The 22,968-nt window shown below is 65.1% G+C and carries 23 protein-coding genes; 9 read left to right on the forward strand and 14 right to left on the reverse strand.

Annotated elements, in window-relative coordinates:
* Positions 1-96 precede the first annotated feature (96 nt).
* Positions 97-1,284 (forward strand): acyl-CoA dehydrogenase family protein, encoded by a 1,188-nt coding sequence (locus tag AC1KVG_RS03175; RefSeq protein ID WP_481093482.1) that lies wholly within the window; start codon positions 97-99, stop codon positions 1,282-1,284.
* A 164-nt stretch (positions 1,285-1,448) separates the two neighbouring features.
* Here AC1KVG_RS03175 and AC1KVG_RS03180 read toward each other — a convergent pair whose 3' ends face one another.
* The 7 genes from AC1KVG_RS03180 to AC1KVG_RS03210 all read right to left on the reverse strand — a co-directional run bounded on the left by AC1KVG_RS03180 (position 1,449) and on the right by AC1KVG_RS03210 (position 6,778).
* On the reverse strand, positions 1,449-1,943 hold the full coding sequence (locus tag AC1KVG_RS03180) for a dihydrofolate reductase (RefSeq protein WP_481093483.1): 495 nt from the start codon (positions 1,941-1,943) through the stop codon (positions 1,449-1,451).
* 44 nt (positions 1,944-1,987) lie between these two features.
* Complete coding sequence (locus tag AC1KVG_RS03185) at positions 1,988-2,782, reverse strand: thymidylate synthase (RefSeq protein ID WP_481093484.1); 795 nt, start codon at positions 2,780-2,782, stop codon at positions 1,988-1,990.
* Complete coding sequence (lgt, locus tag AC1KVG_RS03190; protein ID WP_104550680.1) at positions 2,779-3,669, reverse strand: prolipoprotein diacylglyceryl transferase; 891 nt, start codon at positions 3,667-3,669, stop codon at positions 2,779-2,781. Before lgt ends, AC1KVG_RS03185 begins: the two co-directional genes overlap by 4 nt.
* Before the next feature lie 54 nt (positions 3,670-3,723).
* A complete protein-coding gene (locus tag AC1KVG_RS03195) occupies positions 3,724-4,215 on the reverse strand; it encodes a TPM domain-containing protein (RefSeq protein ID WP_481093485.1) in 492 nt (163 codons plus the stop codon).
* Complete coding sequence (locus tag AC1KVG_RS03200; RefSeq protein WP_481093486.1) at positions 4,215-5,114, reverse strand: TPM domain-containing protein; 900 nt, start codon at positions 5,112-5,114, stop codon at positions 4,215-4,217. The genes AC1KVG_RS03195 and AC1KVG_RS03200 overlap by 1 nt, the downstream gene beginning before the upstream one ends.
* 300 nt (positions 5,115-5,414) lie before the next feature.
* A complete protein-coding gene (locus tag AC1KVG_RS03205; protein ID WP_481093487.1) occupies positions 5,415-6,047 on the reverse strand; it encodes a LemA family protein in 633 nt (210 codons plus the stop codon).
* A 350-nt stretch (positions 6,048-6,397) separates the two neighbouring features.
* Positions 6,398-6,778, reverse strand: a complete 381-nt coding sequence (locus AC1KVG_RS03210; protein ID WP_023902762.1) for a diacylglycerol kinase — start codon at positions 6,776-6,778, stop codon at positions 6,398-6,400.
* Positions 6,779-7,096: 318 nt separating this feature from the next.
* On the opposite strand from AC1KVG_RS03210, the gene AC1KVG_RS03215 reads away from it, so the two are divergent.
* Positions 7,097-7,798: an SGNH/GDSL hydrolase family protein gene (locus tag AC1KVG_RS03215; RefSeq protein WP_481093488.1), complete on the forward strand. Its 702-nt coding sequence runs from the start codon at positions 7,097-7,099 to the stop codon at positions 7,796-7,798.
* A gap of 31 nt (positions 7,799-7,829) precedes the next feature.
* Here the strand turns inward: AC1KVG_RS03215 and AC1KVG_RS03220 are convergent, their stop codons facing one another.
* From AC1KVG_RS03220 to AC1KVG_RS03230, 3 genes are all read right to left on the reverse strand, one after another.
* Complete coding sequence (locus AC1KVG_RS03220) at positions 7,830-9,101, reverse strand: sensor histidine kinase (RefSeq protein ID WP_183086883.1); 1,272 nt, start codon at positions 9,099-9,101, stop codon at positions 7,830-7,832.
* A gap of 141 nt (positions 9,102-9,242) precedes the next feature.
* On the reverse strand, positions 9,243-9,956 hold the full coding sequence (locus AC1KVG_RS03225; RefSeq protein WP_002811889.1) for a response regulator transcription factor: 714 nt from the start codon (positions 9,954-9,956) through the stop codon (positions 9,243-9,245).
* 91 nt (positions 9,957-10,047) lie between these two features.
* Entirely contained in the window at positions 10,048-10,716 is a 669-nt protein-coding gene (locus AC1KVG_RS03230) for an arylesterase (RefSeq protein WP_481093618.1), read from the reverse strand.
* Positions 10,717-10,825: 109 nt separating this feature from the next.
* Between AC1KVG_RS03230 and AC1KVG_RS03235 the strand changes: the two genes are divergently transcribed.
* The 7 genes from AC1KVG_RS03235 to AC1KVG_RS03265 all read left to right on the forward strand — a co-directional run bounded on the left by AC1KVG_RS03235 (position 10,826) and on the right by AC1KVG_RS03265 (position 18,366).
* A complete protein-coding gene (locus AC1KVG_RS03235; RefSeq protein ID WP_115040279.1) occupies positions 10,826-11,425 on the forward strand; it encodes an ATP-binding cassette domain-containing protein in 600 nt (199 codons plus the stop codon).
* The gene (locus AC1KVG_RS03240; RefSeq protein WP_481093489.1) at positions 11,422-13,905 is read left to right on the forward strand and encodes an ABC transporter permease; all 2,484 of its coding nucleotides are present in this window, start codon (positions 11,422-11,424) and stop codon (positions 13,903-13,905) included. Before AC1KVG_RS03235 ends, AC1KVG_RS03240 begins: the two co-directional genes overlap by 4 nt.
* A 250-nt stretch (positions 13,906-14,155) precedes the next feature.
* Positions 14,156-15,073, forward strand: coding sequence for a TauD/TfdA dioxygenase family protein (locus tag AC1KVG_RS03245; protein WP_115039827.1), 918 nt, complete (start codon positions 14,156-14,158; stop codon positions 15,071-15,073).
* An 84-nt stretch (positions 15,074-15,157) separates the two neighbouring features.
* Positions 15,158-16,204: an ABC transporter substrate-binding protein gene (locus tag AC1KVG_RS03250; protein WP_481093490.1), complete on the forward strand. Its 1,047-nt coding sequence runs from the start codon at positions 15,158-15,160 to the stop codon at positions 16,202-16,204.
* Between the two features lie 3 nt (positions 16,205-16,207).
* Complete coding sequence (locus tag AC1KVG_RS03255) at positions 16,208-17,047, forward strand: ABC transporter ATP-binding protein (RefSeq protein ID WP_115039825.1); 840 nt, start codon at positions 16,208-16,210, stop codon at positions 17,045-17,047.
* Positions 17,044-17,928, forward strand: coding sequence for an ABC transporter permease (locus AC1KVG_RS03260; RefSeq protein ID WP_481093491.1), 885 nt, complete (start codon positions 17,044-17,046; stop codon positions 17,926-17,928). The genes AC1KVG_RS03255 and AC1KVG_RS03260 overlap by 4 nt, the downstream gene beginning before the upstream one ends.
* Positions 17,929-18,012: 84 nt before the next feature.
* On the forward strand, positions 18,013-18,366 hold the full coding sequence (locus AC1KVG_RS03265; RefSeq protein ID WP_023902752.1) for a DMT family protein: 354 nt from the start codon (positions 18,013-18,015) through the stop codon (positions 18,364-18,366).
* Positions 18,367-18,460: 94 nt separating this feature from the next.
* On the opposite strand, the gene AC1KVG_RS03270 is transcribed toward AC1KVG_RS03265, so the two are convergent.
* The 4 genes from AC1KVG_RS03270 to hemP form a co-directional block, all read right to left on the reverse strand.
* Positions 18,461-19,384 carry a DUF6607 family protein gene (locus tag AC1KVG_RS03270; RefSeq protein WP_481093492.1) on the reverse strand — a complete coding sequence of 308 codons (924 nt, stop codon included), beginning with the start codon at positions 19,382-19,384 and terminating at the stop codon, positions 18,461-18,463.
* A 29-nt stretch (positions 19,385-19,413) separates the two neighbouring features.
* Entirely contained in the window at positions 19,414-20,046 is a 633-nt protein-coding gene (locus AC1KVG_RS03275) for a Hemin transport protein (protein WP_481093493.1), read from the reverse strand.
* Between the two features lie 5 nt (positions 20,047-20,051).
* On the reverse strand, positions 20,052-22,283 hold the full coding sequence (locus AC1KVG_RS03280) for a TonB-dependent hemoglobin/transferrin/lactoferrin family receptor (RefSeq protein ID WP_481093494.1): 2,232 nt from the start codon (positions 22,281-22,283) through the stop codon (positions 20,052-20,054).
* A gap of 277 nt (positions 22,284-22,560) precedes the next feature.
* Positions 22,561-22,800: a hemin uptake protein HemP gene (hemP, locus tag AC1KVG_RS03285; RefSeq protein WP_023902748.1), complete on the reverse strand. Its 240-nt coding sequence runs from the start codon at positions 22,798-22,800 to the stop codon at positions 22,561-22,563.
* Positions 22,801-22,968: the final 168 nt, after the last annotated feature.

Below are 22,968 nucleotides of genomic sequence, written 5' to 3' on the forward strand. Positions count from 1 at the left end.
CTGCTTGGCTGCCGCCCCGATCATCAGCACTCAACACTTTGCTACTGGTCAACCCGCACTGACCGCACTGTTTCCCATCCGACAAGGCCATCGCGCATGACGAGCCTCCCACCACAACCGTCCGTGCTCACTCCGCTGCAGACCGCCCAGCGCCTGGCGGCCGAATTCGCCGAGACCGCGGTCGAACGCGACGCACGCGGCGGCACGCCCAAGGCCGAACGCGATGCATTGCGCGCCAGCGGCCTGCTCGCGCTGAGCATTCCCGTGCAGTACGGCGGCCTTGGCGCCAGCTGGAGCGAGGTGCTGCAGATCGTGCGCACATTCGCCAAGGTCGACAGCTCCATCGCGCATGTCTTCGGCTTCCACCATTTGATGCTGGCCACCGTGCGCCTGTTCGGCCAGCCAGCACAGTGGCGGCCGTGGCTGGAACAGACCGCGCGCGCGCACTGGTTCTGGGGCAACGCCCTCAATCCGCTGGATACCCGCACCGTCGCCGTGCACCGCGACGGCTGGCGCGAGTTCTCCGGCAAAAAGAGTTTCTGTTCCGGCGCCATCGACTCGCAGATGCTGATCGCCTCTGCATTGGACGAACGCAGCGGCAAACTGTTGATCGGCGCCATTCCCACTGCGCGCAGCGGCATCTCGCTGGGCCACGACTGGGACAACATCGGCCAGCGCCAGACCGACAGCGGCAGCGCCACTTTCGAACGCGTGCGCGTGGAAGAAAGCGAACTGTTGCTCGATCCCGGCCCCTTGAGCACACCGTTCGCCTGTCTGCGCCCACTGATCGCGCAGTTGCTGTTCGCGCATCTGTTCCTGGGGATTGCCGAGGGTGCGTTCGAAGAAGCGCGCACCTACACCCTGACCCAAGCCCGCGCCTGGCATCGCTCCGGTGTCGAACAGGCCAGCGAGGATCCCTACATCCTGGCCCATTACGGCGAGTTCTGGCTGGGCCTGGAAAGTGCCCGGCTACTCACCGGCCGCGCCGCCGAGCTGCTCGATGCCGCCTGGCGCAAGGAACACGCACTGAGCAGCGACGAACGCGCGCAGGTCGCGTTGGCGGTGGCTGCCGCCAAGGTCGCCACCACCCGTGTCGGGCTGGAGGTCTGCAGCAAGCTGTTCGAAGTCACCGGCGCACGCGCCACCCACGCCGCGCTGCGGCTGGACCGCTACTGGCGCAACCTGCGTACCCAGACGCTGCACGACCCGGTCGATTACAAGCTGCGCGAGCTCGGCGAATGGGCGCTGCGGCAGCAGCCGCCGACGCCCAGTTTCTATTCCTGAGTGTTCCATTCCTGAGTGCGCTGATGTTTCGCCTGCATCCACGCACTCGTTGTGTCAGCCGCGCTTGGTTGCTTGAACGTGATGCGGCGGTAGCGACCAACCGCTCATTCAACGCACGCGCCACTGCGCACTGCAGCGATCGGTCTTTCAGCAACGCGCATGCCTCAGCGCCGGCGATAGTCCACATAATCGAATGCGAATGCATGGCGGGCATCGGCCGTGTGTCGCTCGCGCTGTACCGGTTCCCACACGGCCGGGTCGATCGGCGGAAAGTGGGTGTCGGCCTGCTCCACGATCGTGGCGACCTCGGTCACGGCCAGAACATCTGCCAGTTCCATCGTCAGGCGATACACCTCGCCACCGCCGATCACGCACAGCTCCTGCGCACCGGCCGCATCGGCCTGCACGATCGCTTCATCGATCGAACTCACCGCCTGCATGCCCTCGAACGGCACCTGCGCGGAACGCGTCAGCACCAGATTCAAGCGCCCCGGCAACGCACGCCCCAAGGACTGCGCGGTCTTGCGCCCCATCAGGATCGGCTTGCCTAACGTCAGCGCCTTGAAGCGCTTGAGATCGTCCGGCAACTTCCACGGCAATTCGTTATCGCGGCCAATGGCGTTGTTGCGGTCGAGGGCGACGATCAAGATGATTTTCATGCCTCAGCATACCGCGCAGGCAGGCTGCATCATGCGACCGCCGCTCACACCGCAACCGGTGCCTTGATCGCCGGATGCGGGTCGTAACCCTCGATGGCAATGTCGGCGAAGCGGAACGCGAACAGATCGGTCACCTCCGGATTCAGGCGCAACGTGGGCAACGCGCGCGGTGTGCGCGTCAGTTGCTCGCGCGCCTGATCGAAGTGATTCGAATACAGATGTGCGTCGCCCAAGGTGTGCACGAAATCGCCAACGCCCAGCCCGGTGGCCTGCGCCACCATATGCGTCAGCAATGCATAGCTGGCGATGTTGAACGGCACGCCCAGAAAGATATCGCCACTGCGCTGATAGAGCTGGCAGCTGAGCTTGCCGTTCACCACATAGAACTGGAACAGGCTGTGGCACGGCATCAGCGCCATCTGAGGTAGCTCGCCCACGTTCCAGGCGCTGATCACCAGCCGGCGCGAATCCGGGTTGCGCTTGATCTCGTCCACAAGCCATTGCATCTGGTCGATTTCCACACCATCCGGGCCGGTCCAGCGCCGCCACTGCTTGCCGTAAACCGGGCCGAGATTGCCATCGGCGTCGGCCCATTCGTCCCAGATGCGGACCTGGTTGTCCTTGAGATAGCCGATGTTTGTGTCGCCTTGCAGAAACCACAGCAGCTCGTGGATGATCGAGCGCAAGTGCAGCTTCTTGGTGGTGACCAGCGGAAAGCCGTCGTTGAGGTCGAAGCGCATCTGCCAGCCGAACACGCTGCGCGTGCCGGTGCCGGTGCGATCGGACTTCTCAGCGCCGTGTTCCAGCACATGCTGCAGCAGGTCCAGATACGGCTTCACTTGGCAGCTCCCGCCACGGCGGTGTCCACCACCACTGGCTGCAACACCGGCGCGCGGCGCGACATCGCCAGCAACACCAGCCCGCCGATGATCAACGGCAGGCTCAGAATCTGCCCCATCGTCAGCCAGTTGAAGGCCAGGTAGCCGATCGGCGCGTCGGGCACGCGCACGAATTCCACGATGAAGCGGAACACGCCATACAGCAGCGCGAACATCCCCGACACCGCATAACGCGCACGCGGCTTCAGCGAGAACGCCCACAACACCACGAACATCACCACGCCTTCCAGCGCGGCTTCGTACAGCTGCGAGGGATGGCGCGCGAACTGATTCAACGCACCGGTGGCGTACTGCGCCTGGATCTGGGCAGGCAATTGGCCGGCCAATTCCGGCGCAAGCGGGAAGATCACGCCCCATCCGGCCTGGGTGAACTTGCCCCACAACTCGCCGCCGACGAAATTGCCGAGCCTCCCGAAGCCCAGACCCAACGGCACCAGCGGCGCCACGAAGTCCATCACGTCGAAGAAGTGCAGCCGGTGCTTGCGCGCCCACAGCCCGCAGGCGATCAGCACGCCCAGCAGGCCGCCATGGAAGCTCATGCCGCCCTGCCACACCTTGAACAGAATCAGCGGGTTGGCCAGCAGGCTGTCGAACGCATAGAACAGCATGTAGCCGATGCGCCCACCCAGTACCACACCGAGCATGCCGTAGAACAACAGGTCGGAAAATCCGTCCATGTCCACGCCCGGCAGGCGGCCGCGCAGGATGCGCGAGCGTCCCAACGCCCAGGCGGAGAAGAACGCGGCCAGGTACATCAACCCGTACCAGTGCACCTGCACCGGGCCAAGCGAGAAGGCGATGGGGTCGATGGCGTGCAGATAGATCATGCGGACCGCGGATCACAAAAAAGCGAGGCGTCTATTCTGACATCTCGCACGCGCTCAGCCTAAGAGCTGGGGACGATCGGGCAGCTCGTCTTCATGCTGCGCGTTCGCAGCAGCCGGGAAATGCTCGCTCAACAGCTCGGTCGCCGCCTCGATCCCGGCTAGCACCGCCGCCTCGTGCTCGCCGTCGCGCAGAAATTCCTGCATGCGCCGACACACCTCCGCCCACTGCGCATCCGGCACGCGGCTGCGCAGACCGCGGTCTGCGACCACTTCGATGGCGTGGTCGGCCAGCAGCAGATAGAGCAGCACCCCGTTATTGGCGTCGGTGTCCCAGGTGCGCAATTGCGCGAAGGCCTGTTCGGCGCGTTGCCGGGCGGTGTGCCCACGCCATAGCGCGCTCAGCGGCAGATCGGCTTCCACCGCCACCATGATCTGGCCGGTATGGGTACGCTCGCTGGCTGCAACGGCTGCGGCAATCGCGTCCATGCAACTGGCCGGGAAACTACGCTGCGCCGAGGGCGCAAAGACATGCCTGAGCCAACGCATTACCAGCTCCCCGAGGCGCCACCGCCTCCCGATGACCCGCCACCACCACCCCAACCGCCGCCGCCGAACCCGCCACGGCCGCCGCCCCCAAATCCGCCGAACCCGCCGCCGCCCCAGCCGCCGCCGCCGACAAAGCGCCCCGGCGAGCCGGATGCCAGCCCCGCCAGCAGCCCGATGACCGCAGCGCCAACGCTGGCGAACAACAATGAGGTGAAGAGCAGTGCGGCACCGCCGGCTGCGACGCCGGTCAGCAACGCGCGCAGCGGCCGCGGCAACGCGCCGAGAATGCCGCGCGCCACCATCGCGACGACAAAGCCGATGAACAACGCCATGATCCAGCCGCCGCCACCGCCCGAGCCATTGCCCAAGCCGCCATCGGCATGCCCGCTGACCGGCGCAGGCAAGGCCTCGCCCTCGATCAAACCGGCCAGCGTCGCGGTTGCAGCGCTGATGCCGCCGGCGTAGTCGCCCTCACGGAAGCGCGGTGCCAGATACTCCTGGATGATGCGGTTGGCCGTGATGTCGGGGATCGCGCCTTCCAGACCGTAACCGGGCTGGATCCGCACGCGGCGGTCGTCCTTGGCCACCAGCAGTAACACACCGTCGTCCACGCCCTTGCGGCCGATCTTCCACTGGTCGAACACGCGCTGGGTGTACTGCTCGATCGCCTCCGGCTGGGTGGTCGGCACGATCAGGATCTGCAACTGCGCGCCCTTGCGCTGCTGCAAGGCAAGTGCCTGCTGCTCGAGTTGCTGGATCTGGGTGGCGTCCAGCGTGCCGGTGACATCGACCACTGGCGAGCGCAATGGCGGAATCGCCGCTAGATCCTGCGCCAGCAGCGATGCCGGCAATAGCAGTAGCGCCATCAGCCACAACACCCATCTGTGCGTTTGCCGCATTAGCTAACTCCTACCTGATGAGTACTGAAACTCAGCCGTTACCTTCTCCCATCGGGAGAAGGTGCCCCGAAGGGGCGGATGAGGGTACGAACGAAGCCTCGTGCAATTAGATGACACAGAGGCTTCGCGCCGTACCCTCACCCCAACCCCTCTCCCGCTGGAGAGGGGCTTGATGCCCAGCTTCTGAAAGTTGGTTGAGCAAGCGGACGATAGATAGATCGACATGCCTAACCTAACAATTGCCTCGACATGCCGTGCGGCCAACCCCGCAGTATTTGATGCTGCGCAAATCGCAATTACTTACTGCGCAGGCTGCGGTTGCTGCACAGGCTGCTGCTGCGGCGCTTGTTGATTACCGAAATTCACCTGCGGCGCACGCGAGATCTGCGCTTCGTTTTCCACAGTGAAATTCGGCTTGGGCTGATACCCGAAGATCTTGGCGGTGATCACCTGCGGGAACGAACGGATATAGGTGTTGTACTCCTGCACCGTCTGGATATAACGACCGCGCGCCACGGTGATGCGGTTTTCCGTGCCTTCCAGCTGTACCTGCAGATCGCGGAACGACTGGTCGGATTTGAGCTGCGGATAATTCTCGCTGACCACCAGCAGACGCGACAGCGCGCTACCGAGTTCGCCCTGCGCTTGCTGGAAATTCTTCAGCGACGCTGCGTCGTCGGCGTTGACCTGAATCTGCCCGACGCGCGAACGCGCATTGGTCACTTCGGTCAGCACCTGGCGCTCCTGCTGAGCGTAGCCCTGCACCGTGCGCACCAGATTGGGAATCAGATCGGCGCGGCGCTGATATTGATTCAGCACTTCCGACCAACCTGCCTTGACGCCTTCCTCCTTCTGCTGGATCGCGTTGTAACCGCAACCGGACAGCGAGACGGTCAGCATCAGCAACACCAGGGCGCGAATCAGGACAGGCATGCAGGCGACTCCGTAGAAGAGAGCCGCAGCATGCCATGTGGCAAGTCAAGCCGGCATGCACATGCGCCCGCCTGGCGGGTTGTTCCACTGGGCGAGCAGTTCTTGGATTAAGAACACCCTCAGTTCGAACGCATCGGTGCGCGCGCGCTCGCTAGGCGCGGCAGAGGCTGGCAATTGTTGAAGAGAGTCACTACGCGCCACACGAACGCCGGGCTCTTCCGCTGACGCACTCGCACTCGCACTCGCACTCGCACTCTGATGCGTCGCATCGCCATGTACGTCTCCACGCTTTCGCTAAGCAATCGCCTACAAGGGCCTGGCTGCCACGGCGCGCGCGTGACCAATCGCTCTCAGAACACCCGCGGCAACAGAATCAGCCCCCAGCACAGCAGCACATTGATCAGCAGCAAGAACACCGCCGCCGAGCCCATATCCTTTGCGCGGCCGGCCAGTACATGGTGTTCCGGGCCGTAGCGCTCGATCACCGCCTCGATCGCGGAATTCAACAATTCGGCGGCCAGCACGATCAGCAAGGGCGCAATCAGCGCGATGCGCTCCAGACCGGACTGACCGAGCCACAGCCCCAGCGGGGCCAGCACCACGGCCAGACAGACCTCGAGCCGAAACGAAGATTCATGCAGCCATGCCGCGCGCAATCCCTGCCACGACCAGATTGCCGCCTTGAGCATGCGGCGCGGGCCGCGCGGCACGTGTCCCAGTTGATCGGCCACGCGTCAGCGCTTCCGGCCGCAAGGGCGTATCAGGGGACGGATCGAACGCATGGTGTGGTCGCTACTCAGGAAAGGCCGAATTTTGCACCGTGGCGCTGCGCACCGCCAGGGCGTGACACCTGTCCGAACAGGTGGCGTTGGGCCTACAAGGCAGTCGGATCCTGCCGCAAGGCGCACCATCTGCCGCATGGTCGGGCCAGGCCCGAAGAAGCGATCTGCGCGCAAAGCGATGCCACGCCATGGAAGCCGGCAGGTTTGCCCTCCGCTTCCAGCCTGTCGCACCATGGCGGTCCGCTTCACTGCCGCAGGCTCTCTCGCATGATCAAGCATCCCTTGCGCACACTGCTGTGCGCCCTTGCGTTGTTGTCCGGCCACGTCCACGCCGACACCACACACACCGCGCCGCAAGTCCCGGCGCAGGTCTCCAATGCCGCATGGGAAAACGACATGCAGCGCTTTGCCGACAGCGACGCGCAGCAGCCGCCACCCAAGCACGGCATCGTATTCGTGGGCAGCTCGTCGATCCGTTTCTGGGACACCTTGCCGCAGGACTTTCCCGGCAAGCCGGTGATCAATCGCGGCTTCGGCGGCTCCGAAGTGCGCGACAGCACCTGGTACGCAGACCGCATCGTGCTCCCCTACGCGCCGCGCCAGGTGGTGCTGTATGCCGGCGACAACGATCTCAACAGTGGCCGTACGCCGGAGCAGGTGCGCGACGATGTGCTGGCATTCGTAACGCGCATTCGGCGCGATCTACCGAAGGCGTGCATCAGCTATCTGTCGATCAAACCCAGCCCGTCGCGCGCGCATTTGCTGCCGGCAATCGTGACTGCCAATCGCCTGATCAAGGACGCACTCGCGCCGCTGCCGCGCGTGGACTACGTGGACGTTTACACGCCAATGCTGGATGCCAGCGGCAAGCCGCGCCCGGAGTTGTTTCGCGAGGACATGCTGCACATGACCGCCGATGGTTACGCGATCTGGCGCAAAGCGGTGGCACCGGTGTTGGAGCAGAAGTAAGACCAGGCAGATCGGCCGACAAAAGATGCCCTCAGGCCACCACCACCGCCACCGACGTCCCCACATCGGCCTCGCTATGCAATTCGATCCGCCAACCGAAGCGGTCGCACAGCCGGCGCACGATCGACAGGCCCAGGCCGGTGCCCTGCGGGCGTGTGGGATCGGCGCGGAAGAATGGCTCGAATGCACGTGCACGTGCTTCTTCGCTCATGCCGATGCCGGTGTCGCGCACGATGATGCGGTCCTGGGTCACTTCGACTTCGATGCTGCCGGTGTCGGTGTAGGCACAGGCATTACGCAGCAGGTTGCTGAGCACCACGCGCATCACCCGCGGCGGGGCGAACATCTGCAGGCTGCGGTCGCCGACCATCTGCAACGACACCGGCTTGTCGCCAAGCAATTCACGCGCGCTGTCGACTTCTTCGCTGGCCAGTTCGGCGGCGTCGAAGGTTTCGCTTTGCGGGTCGATTTCGGCCTCGCGTGCCAGGATCAAAAACGCATCGATCACCGCTTCCATATCGTGGCCGGCGCGCTGGATACGGCGCAGGCTGCGTTGCGTGCGCGGCGACAATTCGTCGTCGGCCAGGGCCATGTCGCTGGCCACGCGGATCACCGTCAGCGGCGTGCGCAATTCATGACTGGCATCGCGGGTGAAATTGCGTTCGCGCGCAACGTGGTCGCTGACCCGTTGCCCCAGCGCATGTAACGCTGCGGCCAACTGCCGTGTTTCGCCCTGTAATTCGGCAGGCAATCGCTCCGGTGCCAACTCATCCACATCCGGATTGCGCGGGTCCCACTGTGAAACGCGCCGTGCGAGCCAGCTGATCGGCGACACCAGGCGTTTGGAGATGCGATAGGTAAACCACGACACGCCGTAGATCGACAGCAACACCACGATCGCCGGCACCACGCCGTACCACAAGGTCAGATGGGCGGCGCGCGAACGCGAAAACACCAGATACAAGCGTCCTTCCGGACGTTGATCCACATACACCAGCGCGTCGGCAGCGGCCACTTCGCTGAAGCCGCGCGGCAACCGTTGCAACACCGGCGGTGCGTTGTCGCCGAGCTTGCCGGCAGGCGAGAAATAGCCCTGGATATTGCGGGTATTCGGCGGCGGGTTGTTCGGCGCACTCTTGTGCAGGCGCCAAAAATGCACCGCCTCGTCGGCCAGTACGGTGCGCACCAGGCTGTACTTGATCACGAAGGAGATCAGATAGCCGCCAAGGACGATCGCCAGACTCGCCAGTGCGACCTGCAACAGGAAGGCGAGACGTATTTTTCGTGGGAGCCCGTGCGGCATTGCGGCATCCAGGGAGAGCGCCGGATTAGAGGCAACGCTTCCGTGAGCCCGTCGTGCAACCAGCCGGCAGCACGCGGAAGCGAGCGGCGCGTGAGCGCCTACAGGAAAAGCCGGCCGCCAGAAGGCGACCGGCCAGTGACATCAGGCCATCGGTTGGGCGATGTCGGCGATGCGATAGCCGGCGCTTTGCACGGTGTGCAGCAGGGGGCGATCGAACGGCTTGTCGATGATCTTGCGCAGGTTGTACAGATGGCTGCGCAAGGTGTCCGAATCCGGCAACCCATTGCCCCAGATCTCGCGCTCGATTTCCTGGCGGGTGACCACACGCGGCGATTCGCGCATCAGGATGGTGAGCAGACGCAGGCCGATCGGCGAGAGCTGCAGCTCGGTGCCGGCACGGGTGGCGCGCATGCTGACCGGATCGAGCACCAGGTCGGCGACCTTGAGCACTTCCGAACCCACCTGGCGGCGCTCGCGACGGATCAGGGCACGCAGGCGCGCTTCCAGTTCCTGAATCGCGAAGGGCTTGGTCAGGTAATCGTCGGCGCCGAAGCCCAAGCCGGTGAGCTTGTCGTCCAGCGTGTCGCGGGCGGTCAGCATCAGCACCGGGGTGGACTTGCGTGCGTCGTTGCGCAGTCGGCGGCACACTTCGATGCCGTCCAGGCGCGGCAGCATGAGATCCAGCACGACCACGTCGTAGCTGTTCTCGGCGGCCAGACGGTAACCGTCCAGTCCGTCCTGCGCATAGTCGACCTCGAAGCCACGGCCTTCCAGGTACTCGCCGATCATTTCGGAGATATTGCGATTGTCTTCGACGACCAGCACGAGGCCGGACGTTTCCTTGGTCTGACGCATGGACTTTCCTCGGTCTTCAGCTTTGTGAAACATGCCGGATCGACGGTGGAAAGGGCGTGAAGGACCGGCGACGTTCTGTGACAGACGACGCCTAGCGACCGAGCAGTGGACGCAGCGCCGGCAAGACCGTTTCCAGCACCTTCGGCTGAGCCGCAGCGGTCGGATGCAAGCCGTCAGCCTGCATCAGCCCAGGCTGTAGCGCGACCTTTTCCAGGAAGAACGGCACCAGCGCGGTTTTGTACTGTCTGGACAGGTCAGCATAGGTCGCCTTCAGGCGTTCGCGGTAGGCCGGGCCGTAGTTCGGCGGCACATCGATACCGAGCAGCAGCACCTTTGCGCCGGCCTGCTGGCTGAGCTGGATCATCTTTTCCAGGTTGCCCTTGAGCTGGGCCGGGGTCAGGCCGCGCAGCGCATCATTGCCGCCGAGTTCGATCACCACCACGCCGGGGTGGTGCTTTTGAAGCAGGCCCGGCAGTCGCGTCAATGCGCCAGACGTGGTTTCGCCACTGATGCTGGCATTGACGACCGCCGGTGGCGTCGCCATGTCACGCTTCAGGCGTTGGTCCAACAAGGTGACCCAGCCGGACTGCAACGGGATGTTGTGCGCAGCGCTCAAGCTGTCGCCCACGACCAGGATCGGTGCGGTTGCCACCGGACTTTTGGCAGAGGCAATTCCCGGCGCAAGCAGGGACAGTGTCAGCAGCCACAGGACCAGCCCGCCATATCGCAGTGTTCTTTCACGCATTCGGAGATTCCTCATCGACAGTCTGGCCCCCCGCTCCAGCACCCGCACCGCCATCGACGTCCGCGAGGTCGGCAAGTCCGTCAGTGGACCGGAGGGAACACTCCACATCCTCGACAACGTGAGCTTGACGGTCAGTGAAGGCGACAGTATCGCCATTGTCGGCGCATCCGGTTCGGGCAAGACCACCCTGCTCGGCCTGCTTGCCGGGCTGGACCTGCCCAGCCGCGGCAGCATCGCGCTCTCCGGCCAGGACCTGGGCCAGCTCGACGAAGAAGCCCGTGCCGCCCTGCGCGCGCGCGAAGTCGGCTTCGTGTTCCAGAGCTTCCATCTGCTGCCGGCACTGACCGCCGAAGAAAACATCGCGCTACCGCTGGAACTGGCCGGGCGCGAAGATCCGGCACGGGTGCGCGAGGTGTTGGAGGCGGTCGGCCTGAGCGCACGTGCGCGCCACTACCCGCGCCAGCTATCCGGCGGCGAGCAGCAACGCGTGGCGCTGGCACGCGCCTTCGTGGCCAAACCACGCATCCTGTTCGCCGACGAACCCACCGGCAGCCTCGATCAGACCACCGGTGCGCAGATCAGCGACCTGCTGTTCGCGCTCAATGCCACCAGCGACACCACCCTGGTGCTGGTCACCCACGACATGACGCTGGCGCAGCGCTGCCATCACATCTACCGCATCGACAGCGGCCGCCTGCACGCTCAGACCGGTCCGGCCGCATGAATGTGCTGCGACAGGCCGCGCGTGCGGTGCGCCGCGAGTTCCTGGCCGGCGATCTGCTGACCGTGTTCGCAGCGCTGGTGCTGGGCGTGGCGGTGATGACGGCGGTCGGCACGCTGGTCGACCGGGTGACGTTGGCGCTGACCTCCAGCGCGGCCGAAGTGCTCGGCGGCGATCTGGGCGTGACCGGCCGCCAGGAGATCCCGGCCGACTTCGCTGCTGAAGCGCAGCGGCGCGGGCTGCAGAGCACGCGCATGGTCAGCTTCCCCAGCGTGTTGTTCCATGGCGAATCCAGCCAGATGGCCAACATCCGCGGCGTCGGCGCTGGCTACCCGCTGCGGGGTCAGTTGCTGGTCTCCAAGGACAGCACTGGCACGGAAGGCAACGTCGCCAGCGCACCGCCGCCGGGGCAAGCCTATGCCGACCCGCGTCTGCTCGAGGCGCTGGGCCTGCGGGTGGGCGAGCAGCTGGAATTCGGCGCCGGCCATCTCACCATCGCCGGCGTGCTGCGTGCCGAACCGGATGCCTCCGGCGAGCTGATGCAGTTGTCGCCGCCGTTGTTGGTCAATCGCGCCGATATCGACGGCGCCGGCCTACTCGGCCCCGGCAGTCGCGCTTCGTACCGTCTGATGTTCTCAGGTGCGCCGAAGGCCATCTCCGAGCTGCGCGCCTGGTTGAAGCCACGCGCCAGCGAATACCGTCTGGTCGGCATCGAAGACACCCAGCGCGGCATGCGCGCGGCGTTCGACCGCGCCGGGCGCTTTCTGGCCTTGTCGGCGCTGCTGGCGGTGCTGTTGTCCGGCGTGGCCACCGCATTGGCGGCCAACCGGTTTGCGATGCGCCGCATCGACACCGTCGCCGTGTTGCGCTGCCTGGGCGCACGCCAGCGCGACATCCTGGCGATGCTGTCGCTGCAATTGCTGTTGACCGCGATCCCGGCCTGCCTGGTCGGGATCGGCCTGGGCATGCTCGCGCAGGAAGGCCTGGTGCAGGCGCTGGGTAGCCTGATCCCGAACCGGCTGCCGCTGCCGCAGGCCACCCCTGCCCTGGCGGGCGCAGGCATCGGCTTGGTGCTGTTGCTGGGCTTCGGCCTGCCGCCGCTGCTGCGGCTGCGCAACGTGCCGCCGATGCGCGTGCTCAACCGCAGCTTCGCCGCAGTACCGCCGAGCTCGTTGCTGGTCTACGCCGCTGCGTTGGCGGCCACGCTGGCGCTGACCGTCTATGCCACCGGCAATCTGGTACTGGCCGGCTGGGTGCTGGGCGGGCTGGCTGCATTGGCGCTGGTGGCGATGGCCCTGGGGCTCGGGCTGCTCACGTTGTTGCGGCCGATCCAGCATCGCCTGCGTGGCGCCTGGAAGTTGGGCTTGGCCTCGCTGACGCGGCGGCGTGGCCTGAGCGTTGTGCAACTGGTCGGGCTGTCGCTGTCGCTTTGCGCGCTATTGCTGCTGGCGGTGGTCGGCCCCGGATTGCTGGGGCAATGGCGCGAGCGTCTGCCGGTGGATACGCCCAACTACTTCCTGATGAATATCCAGCCCGAACAAACCGCGCCGGTGCTGCAGACGCTACGCGGCTTGGGCGTCAACGATGCGGCCGTGGAGCCGTTTTCGACCGGGCGTCTGGTGGCGATCAACGACAAACCGCCTGCGCGCGGCGACCGCGATCCACAGGACAATGGCGACGGCGACAACCGCCCGGTCAATTTCTCCTGGCGGCATGCATTCCCCCCCGCAAATACCTTGCTGGAAGGCAAATTCTGGGCCGCCGACAGCACTGCGCCGGAGGCCTCGGTGGAAGAAGGCTGGGCGCAGCGGTATCAGCTCAAACTCGGCGACCGCATCACCTTGCTGCTGGGCGAGCAGCAGCGCAGCTTCACCGTTACCAGCATCCGCAAGGCCGACTGGGATTCGTTCCGGGTCAATTTCTTTTTGCTGCTCAATCAAGGTTCCGTCGGCGATGCGCCATACAACCTGATTTCCAGCTTCCATCTGCCACCGGGCAATGCGCCCAAGCTGGCGTCGTTGAGCCGCGACTATCCCAACATCTCGGTGCTGGATATCGACGCCATCCTCGGCCGCGTGCGCGAAGTCATCGACCAGGTGGCGCAGGCGGTGCAACTGGTGATGGGCTTCAGCCTGCTGGCCGGCGTGCTGGTGCTGCTGGCGGCGTTGCAGGCCACCGCAGGCGAGCGTCGCTACGACAGCGCGGTACTGCGCACGCTGGGCGCGCGGCGCGGGCAGCTGCGTGGCGCGGTGCTGGTGGAATTCGGCGCGCTCGGCTTGCTGGCGGCAACGCTGGCGGTGACCGCAGCGGCGGTGATCGGCGCGGTGGTGGGGCGCCAGGCGTTCGAAATCGCGTTGACGCCGGATTGGCCGCGTCTGCTGATCGGCGGCGCCTTCGGCCTGGCACTGAGTCTGTTGGCCGGTTGGTCGGGCACCCGGCGCATCCTGTCGACGCCGCCGGCGTTGGCGTTGCGGGCGGAATAAGAGTGCACCACAAAGCGACTGCGCTGCCCCAGGCGGCGCTCGCTGCGTTGCTACACACTCATCGACGTAAAGCAGTTGAGCTCGAATCGGGTGGCGCCAAGCTGCGTCGCCCGTCATGCCGGGTCGCATATACCTGCAGCGCATAAGCACGTTGCCAATCGTACGTTCGCAGCGGCGGCACGACTGCCTAGAGTGGTCTGTCCGGTCGCCGGCCCAGGCGGCCTTTCGTTGCCGTCGAGGTGCCACCGTCATGGCCAGCGTCACTTCCGCCGCGCGTGCGCAGACCCCGCGCGATGCGGTTTCCACAGTGCAAGCTTCCGGCGTGCAGATCGTGCCGTTCGATGCCCCGCTGGGCGCCGAAGTGATCGGCCTGGATCTGTCGCAGCCGCTGGATGCGGACACCTTTGCGCGTATCCATCAAGCGCATCTGGACCACCACGTGCTGGTGTTCCGCGACCAACGCATCACCCCGGCGCAGCAGGTCGATTTCAGCCGTCGCTTCGGCCCGCTGCAGATCCATGTGCTGCGCAATTTCCAGTTGCGTGGGCATCCGGAAGTGCTGGTGGTGTCCAACATCAAGGAGAACGGCGAACCAATCGGTCTGGGCGATGCCGGGCATTACTGGCACTCGGACCTGTCGTACAAGGAAACGCCCAGTCTGGGCTCGCTGCTGCACGCGCAAGAGCTGCCCAGCGAAGGCGGCGACACCTTGTTCGCCAATCAGCATCTGGCCTGGCACACCTTGCCCGATGCGCTCAAACGCACCGTGCAGGACCTGCGCGCCGAGCACAGCTATCTGGCCAAGTACGAAGAGCTGCGTGCGCGCAATCCGTGGCGTCCGGCGCTGACGGCCGAACAGATCGCCGAAGTGACACCGGTGCAGCATCCAATCGTGCGCACGCATCCGGAGACAGGACAGAAAGCGCTGTTTGTCAGCGAACATTTCACGACTCGCATCGTCGGCTTGCCCGACGACGAAAGTGATGCGCTGCTGCAGGCTCTGTTCGAACACAGCACCCGCGAAGCATTGGTGTATCGGCATCGCTGGCAACCGCACGACATGGTGTTCTGGGACAACCGCTCGGTGATGCATCTTGCCGCCGGCACGCCGGATCACCTGCGCCGTCGGCTCAACCGCACCACCATCGAAGGCGATGCGCCGTTCTAGAAACGCGCTGCCTCGAGCGCGTCTCACGGCACGTAACGCGTGGTGAGACACGCATCTTCCCTCCCCTCTCGACTGGAGCGCCGCATGCGTTTGACCGTCACTTCTCACGCAGCTCCGCAGCGCCGACGTTTCTCCCGGCGTATTGCATTGCTGCTTCTCGCCGCGTTACCGCTGCTGCTCAGCGCGCATGCGCAGGCAGAAGGAAAACTGCGCGTTGCCAAACAGTTCGGCATCGTCTATCTGCTGCTGGACGTGGCGCAGGATCAAAAACTCATCGAGCAGCAGGGCAAGGCGGCTGGCGTGGACATCGACGTGCAGTTCCTGCAGTTGTCCGGTGGCGCGGCGGTCAACGATGCCTTGCTGACCGGTTCGATCGATATCGCCGGTGCCGGTGTCGGGCCGTTGTTCACCATCTGGGACCGCACGCATGGCCGCCAGAACGTGCGCGGCGTGGCATCGCTGGGTAACTTTCCGTATTACCTGATCAGCAACAATCCGCGCATCAAGTCCATTGGCGATTTCACCCCGCAGGACCGGATTGCGGTGCCGGCCACCGGCGTGTCGGTGCAGTCGCGTTTTCTGCAGCACGCTTCGCAGCAACGTTGGGGCGACAAGGGCACGCATCAGCTGGATCCGCTGCAGGTCGCATTGCCGCATCCGGATGCTGCCGCCGCGATCATCCGTGGTCGCACCGAGATCACCGCGCACTTTGCCAGCCCACCGTTTCAGGAGCAGGAACTGGCGCGTAACCCGGCCGCGCATATCGTGACCAGCTCCTACGAGATCGAAGGCGGCCCCTCGTCGGCGACGGTGCTGTATGCCACCGAAAAATTCCGCCGCGACAATCCCAAGACCTATCGCGCCTTCGTCGCTGCGCTGGATCAGGCGGCACGTTTTGTCACCGCGCACCCGGAACAGGCGGCGGATATCTTTCTGCGTCGCAATGGCTCAGGCATCGACCGCGCGCTGGTGTTGCAGATCCTCAAGGACCCGAAAGTGCAGTTCACCGTGGTGCCGCAGAACACGCTGGGGCTGGGCAAGTTCATGCAGCACAGCGGCGCGATCAAGCAGACGCCTAGCAAGCTGAGCGACTACTTCTTCGACGACCCGCTGATTGCGGGCGGGAGCTGAGCGATGCCCACGCCGACACCATTGCTGCAAGTCGACCACGTCAGCCTGGAATACGCCTCCGCGCAGCGCGTGGTGCGTGCCACCCACCGCGTGCGTTTCGATGTGCATGAAGCCGATCGCTTCGTGCTGCTGGGGCCGTCGGGTTGCGGCAAATCCACCTTGCTCAAGGCGGTGGCCGGCTTTGTGACCCCGCGCGAGGGGCAGATCCGTCTGGATGGCAACGCGGTCACCGGGCCGGGGCCGGACCGGGTGGTGGTGTTCCAGGAATTCGATCAACTGGCGCCGTGGAAAACCGTACGCGAGAACGTGGTGTTCGGCCTGCGCGCGGCACGCAAGCTCTCGCGTGCCGAAGCGCGCGAACGTGCTGACGACAGTCTGGCGCAGGTCGGTCTGAGCGCCTTTGCCGATGCCTATCCGCACACCTTGTCCGGCGGCATGAAGCAACGCGTGGCGATCGCGCGCGCATTGGCGATGCGCCCGCGCGTGTTGCTGATGGACGAGCCCTTCGCTGCACTCGATGCATTGACGCGTTCGCGCATGCAGGAGCAGGTGCTGGAGCTGTGGGAGCAATCGCGCTTCACCTTGCTGTTCGTCACCCACTCGATCGAAGAAGCCCTGGTGGTCGGCAATCGCGTGTTGCTGTTGTCGCCGCATCCGGGGCAGGTGCGGGCCGAACTCAACGCGCATGCGTTCGGGCCGCAGAGTGCCGGCAGCGTGGCGTTTCAGCAGACCGCGCAGCGGATTCATCGACTGCTTTTCGACTTGCCCGACGACACCCTGGACGACGACAAGGTGGCACCATTGCGTCGCCCGGCCGTGCGTCAACGCGAGGCGCTGCCATGAGCCGTAGCGACGCCACCGCGCTGCCGCCGATCCCGCCGGTGCGGCCCGAGTACGAACGTGCACTACAACCGCTGGACCCCGCATTGATCGCCACCGCCGCGCCGACGCGCTGGCAGGCGCCGCCGTGGCTGCGCAAGGCGCTGGTGCTGGTGGTGCTGGTCGCCATATGGGAGATCGCCGCACGCGTGGTTGGCGACGACCTGATGCTGCCAAGCGCGCTGCAGACCGCACGCGCGTTCTACGACGGGCTGCTGTCCGGCGAGTTGCTGCGCCGCGTGGGCGCCTCGCTGCGCGTGCTGGCGCAGGGCTATGCGCTCGGCGTGGTGCTGGCCTTCTTGCTGACCGCACTGGCCGCCTCCACGCGCTGGGGCCGCGACGTGCTCGGCACGCTGACCGCCATGTTCAATCCGCTGCCGGCCATCGCGCTGCTGCCGCTGGCCTTGCTGTGGTTCGGCCTGGGCACCGGCAGCCTGGTGTTCGTGCTGGTGCATTCGGTGCTGTGGCCGCTGGCGCTGACCACCTATGCAGGCTTCCAGGCAGTACCGGAAACGCTGCGCATGGCCGGGCGCAATTACGGGCTGCGTGGGCCGCGTTACGTGGCGCAGCTGCTGATCCCGGCCGCGCTGCCGGCGATCCTGTCCGGGCTGAAGATCGGCTGGGCGTTCGCCTGGCGCACCTTGATCGCCGCCGAGCTGGTGTTCGGGGCCACCTCCGGCCAGGGCGGTCTGGGCTGGTACATCTTCCAGAACCGCAACGAGCTGTATACGGATCGGGTGTTCGCCGGCCTGGCGATGGTGATCGTGCTGGGCCTGCTGGTGGAAGGGGTGGTATTCCAGGCGATCGAGCGGCTGACCGTGCGCCGCTGGGGCATGCAGCGCTAGGCGGCACCGGGCTCATCGGCACGGTCGCGTGCGCTTAACGGAGCTGGATTATGCTGCCGGCCCGCTCACACCCCGACCGCCGTCATGCCCACCGCGCCCTTCACTGCTTACGTCTACCCGATCCTGCTGTTGCTCGCCAGCAATGTGTTCATGACCTTTGCCTGGTACGGGCATCTGAAGTACAAGAGCACGCCGTTGATGATCGCGATCCTGGTCAGCTGGGGCATCGCGTTTTTTGAATACTGCCTGCAGGTGCCGGGCAACCGGCTCGGGAGCGCGGTGTATTCGGCCCCGCAGCTCAAGGGCATGCAGGAAGTGATCACGCTGCTGGTGTTCGCCGGCTTCTCGACGTTCTACCTGGGCCAGTCGTTGAAATGGAATCACTGGGCCGCGTTCGGTCTGATTCTGGTGGCCGCGTTCTTGATGTTCAAGGAATAAGGCTAATGCCCCGTGGGAGCGCGCTGGCGCGCGATGAGGCGTTACCGATAAAGCCTCAATCGCGCGCCAGCGCGCTCCTACGACATGCGGGTGCCTAGTTCGCCGGTTCCACCCACTGCGCGAACACCGCATCGAGTTGCGCGTCCTTGACCCGCTTGCCCTTCTGCACGGTCTCGGCCTGCTGGAACATCGGCATGATCATCGCCATGCCGTCCGGCTTGGTCTTCAGATGCAGGCCGGGCGGCGTGTCCAGGAACCTGGCCCAACGCGTGCGCACCTTGGCCCAGTAGCCCTGGGTGCCTTTCCAGTAAGCATAGGCCGGGGCGAAATCGACCTCGGTGGTCTTGCGGTAATCGTTGAAGCCGAACTCGCGCGCGATCGCCTCCTGGCTGCCATCGGGCTTGCGCAGCACCTTGGTGTTGAACTGTTCGTGGGTCCAGCCGTTGGGCGTGAGCGTGTGGCGATTGATCACCGACAGCGCGTTGTAGTCGCTACGCTTGGTGTATTCGCGGCGTGGCAACGGGCGCCAGCTCAGATCGCTGGTCCAGGTGGGATGACCCTCGGCATAGTCCCAGCGACCGGTGCCGCAATAGCGGGGCGCATCGCTGACTTCATACACGCATTGCGTCCATGCGCCAGACGTGACGGCTGCCGGCAATGCATGCACCGTCCAGGTCTGCTCGGCAGTGAACTCGAAACGCTGCGGCGCCTCGAAGATCCAGTCCTGCCGCCAGTGCTTGGTCACATGCTTGCTCTTTTCGTCGACCAACAAGTGCTGCAGCACCACTTTGCGCGGTGAATCTTCGACCACGATGACCACTTCGCTGGCGCCGCTGCGCATGGCCGAGGCACGTTCGTAACCGGGCTTGAGCAGCACGGTTTCGTCGAAGGCGAAGTCCACGGCGTATTCGCCCTGCATCGCCAGGATGCTCTGGCGATCGCGCTGGGCGTCGGCGGCGGCAATCAACGGCAACAGGCTCAGCGTCAGTGCGATACAGCGGGGAAACAGTGGGCTCATCGGAACTCTCGGTGGTGGTCTCAGGAACGTCAGCGGCGCAAGCGCACCAGCGACGTCGTCATGTCGGGTGGATCAGTATTGCTTGATGAGGTGGAGTCAGCGCGCAAGGCCGCAGCGCGTGCGCAGCAGCAATCATCCACCGCCACGCGTCCGTCGATGCCCTCCTCGCGCGCCAGGCGTGCGGCCACTTCCGCGCCCAGTGCCGAGACTGTCGCCAGGCTGGCGACAAACGGTTGCTCGCGAGTGGCTGCGGTCTGCAAACGCAGCGCGCTCAATCGCCAGGCCTCACCGCGCATGCGCCCGGCCAGGCGCCGCCATAGTCGCTCACCGACGCCGAGCTCATGGGTTTCCATCGGCAGCGGCGGCAAGCGCGAGACAAGGCGATCCCAGATCAAAAAATCGCTGTCCGGCAACAGACAAATCCGCCAGCAGCAGTGTCCTTCGGCATCGAAGAACCAGATGCTTTCGCGCACGCCGTCGCTGTCGACCTGCCGGCATGCCGCCGCATCCACCGCGTGCTGCCAGCCATCCAGCTCGTTGCCCAGCGCGGGCCGATACAGACATAGCACCGTGCCCAGTGCCGCCAGCTGCTGCGGACGCGGCAGCGCGGCGCGGGTGGCACGTGCATGCGACAACTGCGGCAGTGGGCGGGCGCTGGTCATGGCCGCTACCAGCTCACGGCCAGGCTGACCGAGGCGGTACGCCCGGCGCCGGTGAAGCGGTCGAGCACCGTGCTGCTGGCCAGCGTGCCGTTGGGCAGCGCGTTCCAGTCCACATAGCGGCGGTCGGCCAGATTGAAGATGCCGGCGGTGACCTTGGCGCCGGGCGCAAATTCCCAATGCCCCATCAGATCCAGCGTGGCGTAGCCGGCCGGCGTGTAATAGCTGTCCAGCTGCGGGCGGCGTTTGCGTGCAACGACCGTGCCGATCAACTCTGCGCCCCAGCCATCGCTGTCGAAGGCCACGCCGAGCGTGCCACGCAGCGGGTCGACCGAATTAAGCGGGGTGTCGTCGGTGAGATTGTCGCCTTCCGAGTAGGCGACGGCGCTGTTGAGCGACCAGCCCTGCCAACCCGCCAGCGCGCCCAGATCGACACCGGCGCGTGCTTCGGCGCCCTTGATCACCACATCGTCCACGTTGCGCGACTGGAACAGCATCAGCCCATCGGCGTTGAAGCCGGCCGGCGCATACGATTCGATGAAGTTGCGGTAGTCGGTGTAGTACACGGCGACGCCCAGATACCCGATCGCGTCGTTGAAGCGCAGCCCCAATTCGCCACCGCGACTGGTCTCCGATTTCAGGTCCGGATTGGCGATGGCGGTGTAGCGCGCCTGCAGATTGGTGAAGCCGATATTGACGTCGTTGTACGGCGGGGCGCGGAAGCCGTGCGCGTAATTGGCATACGCCGACCATGCGTCCGAAAACCGCCACACCGCACCGAACTTGGGCGAGACCTGGGTTTCGTCGATGGTCGCAGCGGCTACGCCGGGATTGTCTTCGCGGAAGATATCGTCCACCTGTGGCGAGAGGCGGAAATAATCCACGCGCACGCCGGGTGTCAGCGACAGCTTGCCGTCGAACAGGCGGATCTCGTCCTGCGCGTATAACCCGAGCTTGGTGGTTTCGCTGTTGGGGAAATCACGCACCGGGAACACGTCCTGACCGACCCGGTTGGTCACCACGCCATTGGCCAGATTCACCGAATACCCGTCGCGCTTGGCGCGGGTGTCGGTCCAGGTGCCATCCAGACCGTAAGTGATGTCGTGGCTGAGCGTGCCTGTGTCGATGGACTTGTGCGCGTTGACCAGCAGCCCGTACACGCGCTGATCGAAATTGTGTTCGTTGTGGCGGCGCGTGTTGTTGCCGCGCAACTCATCGGTACGCTGCAGGCTTTTGCTGTCCTGGCGATACAACTGCCACTGCAGATCGTCGGCGAGCGCCCACTCCAGTGCATCCAGCTCGTGCCGCAGCGAGACGCGCGCACGGGTCTGATGGTCGCGCCCTTCCTGCGACAGAATGCGCAGCGAGGCCATCGCGTTACGCGGGTCGATACCGGTGAGCGCATCGATGCTGCCGTAGTCTTCGTTACCTTCCACGGTGAGCTTGAAGCGCTGCTGCGCGCTCGGCGCGTAGACGAGTTTGGCGAGCACGCTGCGGCCGTCGATGCGCTGCGGATTGGCTGCGGTGCGGGTGAAATCGCGGCTACGGTTGTCGCCCTGGTTCTGCGCTTCCTGACCCTGGCGGTGACTCACCGCCACCATGCCGCTCCAGCGCTCGCCGCCGAACGCGCCGGTGGCACCGGCGAACAGGCCATTCCAGTCGCCCTCGTAGCCGAACTTCAGCCCGACGTAGCTGTGCTTGTCGGCGCTGAGATAATCGGCCGGGTCCTTGGTGACGAAGGCCACCACGCCGCCCAGCGCATCGGAACCGTACAAGGAGCTGGCCGGCCCGCGCACCACTTCGACGCGCTTGAGCGTTTCCAGATCGACGAAATTGCGGTTGGCGTTGAGGTAGCTGCCGAAACTGAAGGTATCCGACACTGGCACGTTGTCGACCAGGATCGCCACGCGGTTGCCGTCCAGCCCGCGGATGCGGATGCCGTTGGCGCCGGTGAAGCGGCCGCTGGTACTGGTCACCGACACGCCCGGCGTGTAACGGAACAGATCCTTGAGCTCGCGCACCAGTTGGTTGTCGAGTTGTTCGCGGTCGATCACATCCACCGTGCTCGGCACATCGACCAGGGCGCGCTGGGTGCGCGTAGCAGTGACCTGCAGCCGGTTGAAGTCGTGCACCTCACGCGCGGCATCCCCGCTGCCGTCGAGTTCAGCAGCATGGGCACACAACGGAACAGCAGGCAGCGCCAGCGACAGCGCGACCACCAGCGGATGCAGGCGGATCATCGGAGACCTTCGAGAAGAACCCCCGACAGCGCGCGCTGTGGCAGACGCCGCGTGCAGCAGCCGAGGGGAGATAATGAAGTGGCGGGCGGCGGCGGCAACGCCCGCGGCAGACAGCTCCAATACCTGCGCGAGCGGGCATCGGTGGGGTGAAGCGACTTAGAACATCGTGCGCGGCAATCAGGCTGCGGGAGCGAACGAGTCCGGCTGATGCTGGGCACCTGCCGATCTCGACACCGCCCGTGCCCGCTTGGCGGTGCGCAGCGGGTTATCGGCGGTGTTACTTAGTCAGGATGAGCTTGTCGTTGCTGGTATGGCGCAGGCGATAGACGCGATCGCCATGCTGAATCAGCACTTCGCGACGGCCCTTGAGCAGCGCCTCGCTGCTGATGACGTCTTCTGCGGGGACAGCGCGCGGGACGGCGCGGTCGCGCAGGTTGACCGGTTCGGAGCGAAGCAGCACGGGGTGAGCGGTCATGATCTGGATCTCCAGTCGGTTGGCCAGACAAATAATAACCATTCTCATTTAATGATCAAGAGCCATTCTCATTTGAATGCCTGGATCTTTAGATGAATACCCCCATATCGATTGCATTTATCAATCGATGTGCGCAGCGGTCGTGGCGCAGCTCCATCGTCCGTCATGAAAAGCCTGCCGTCTCACATTCCAGCCGGAGCCGACCTCGCC

This window comes from Xanthomonas sp. NCPPB 3959 (genome assembly GCF_056675575.1).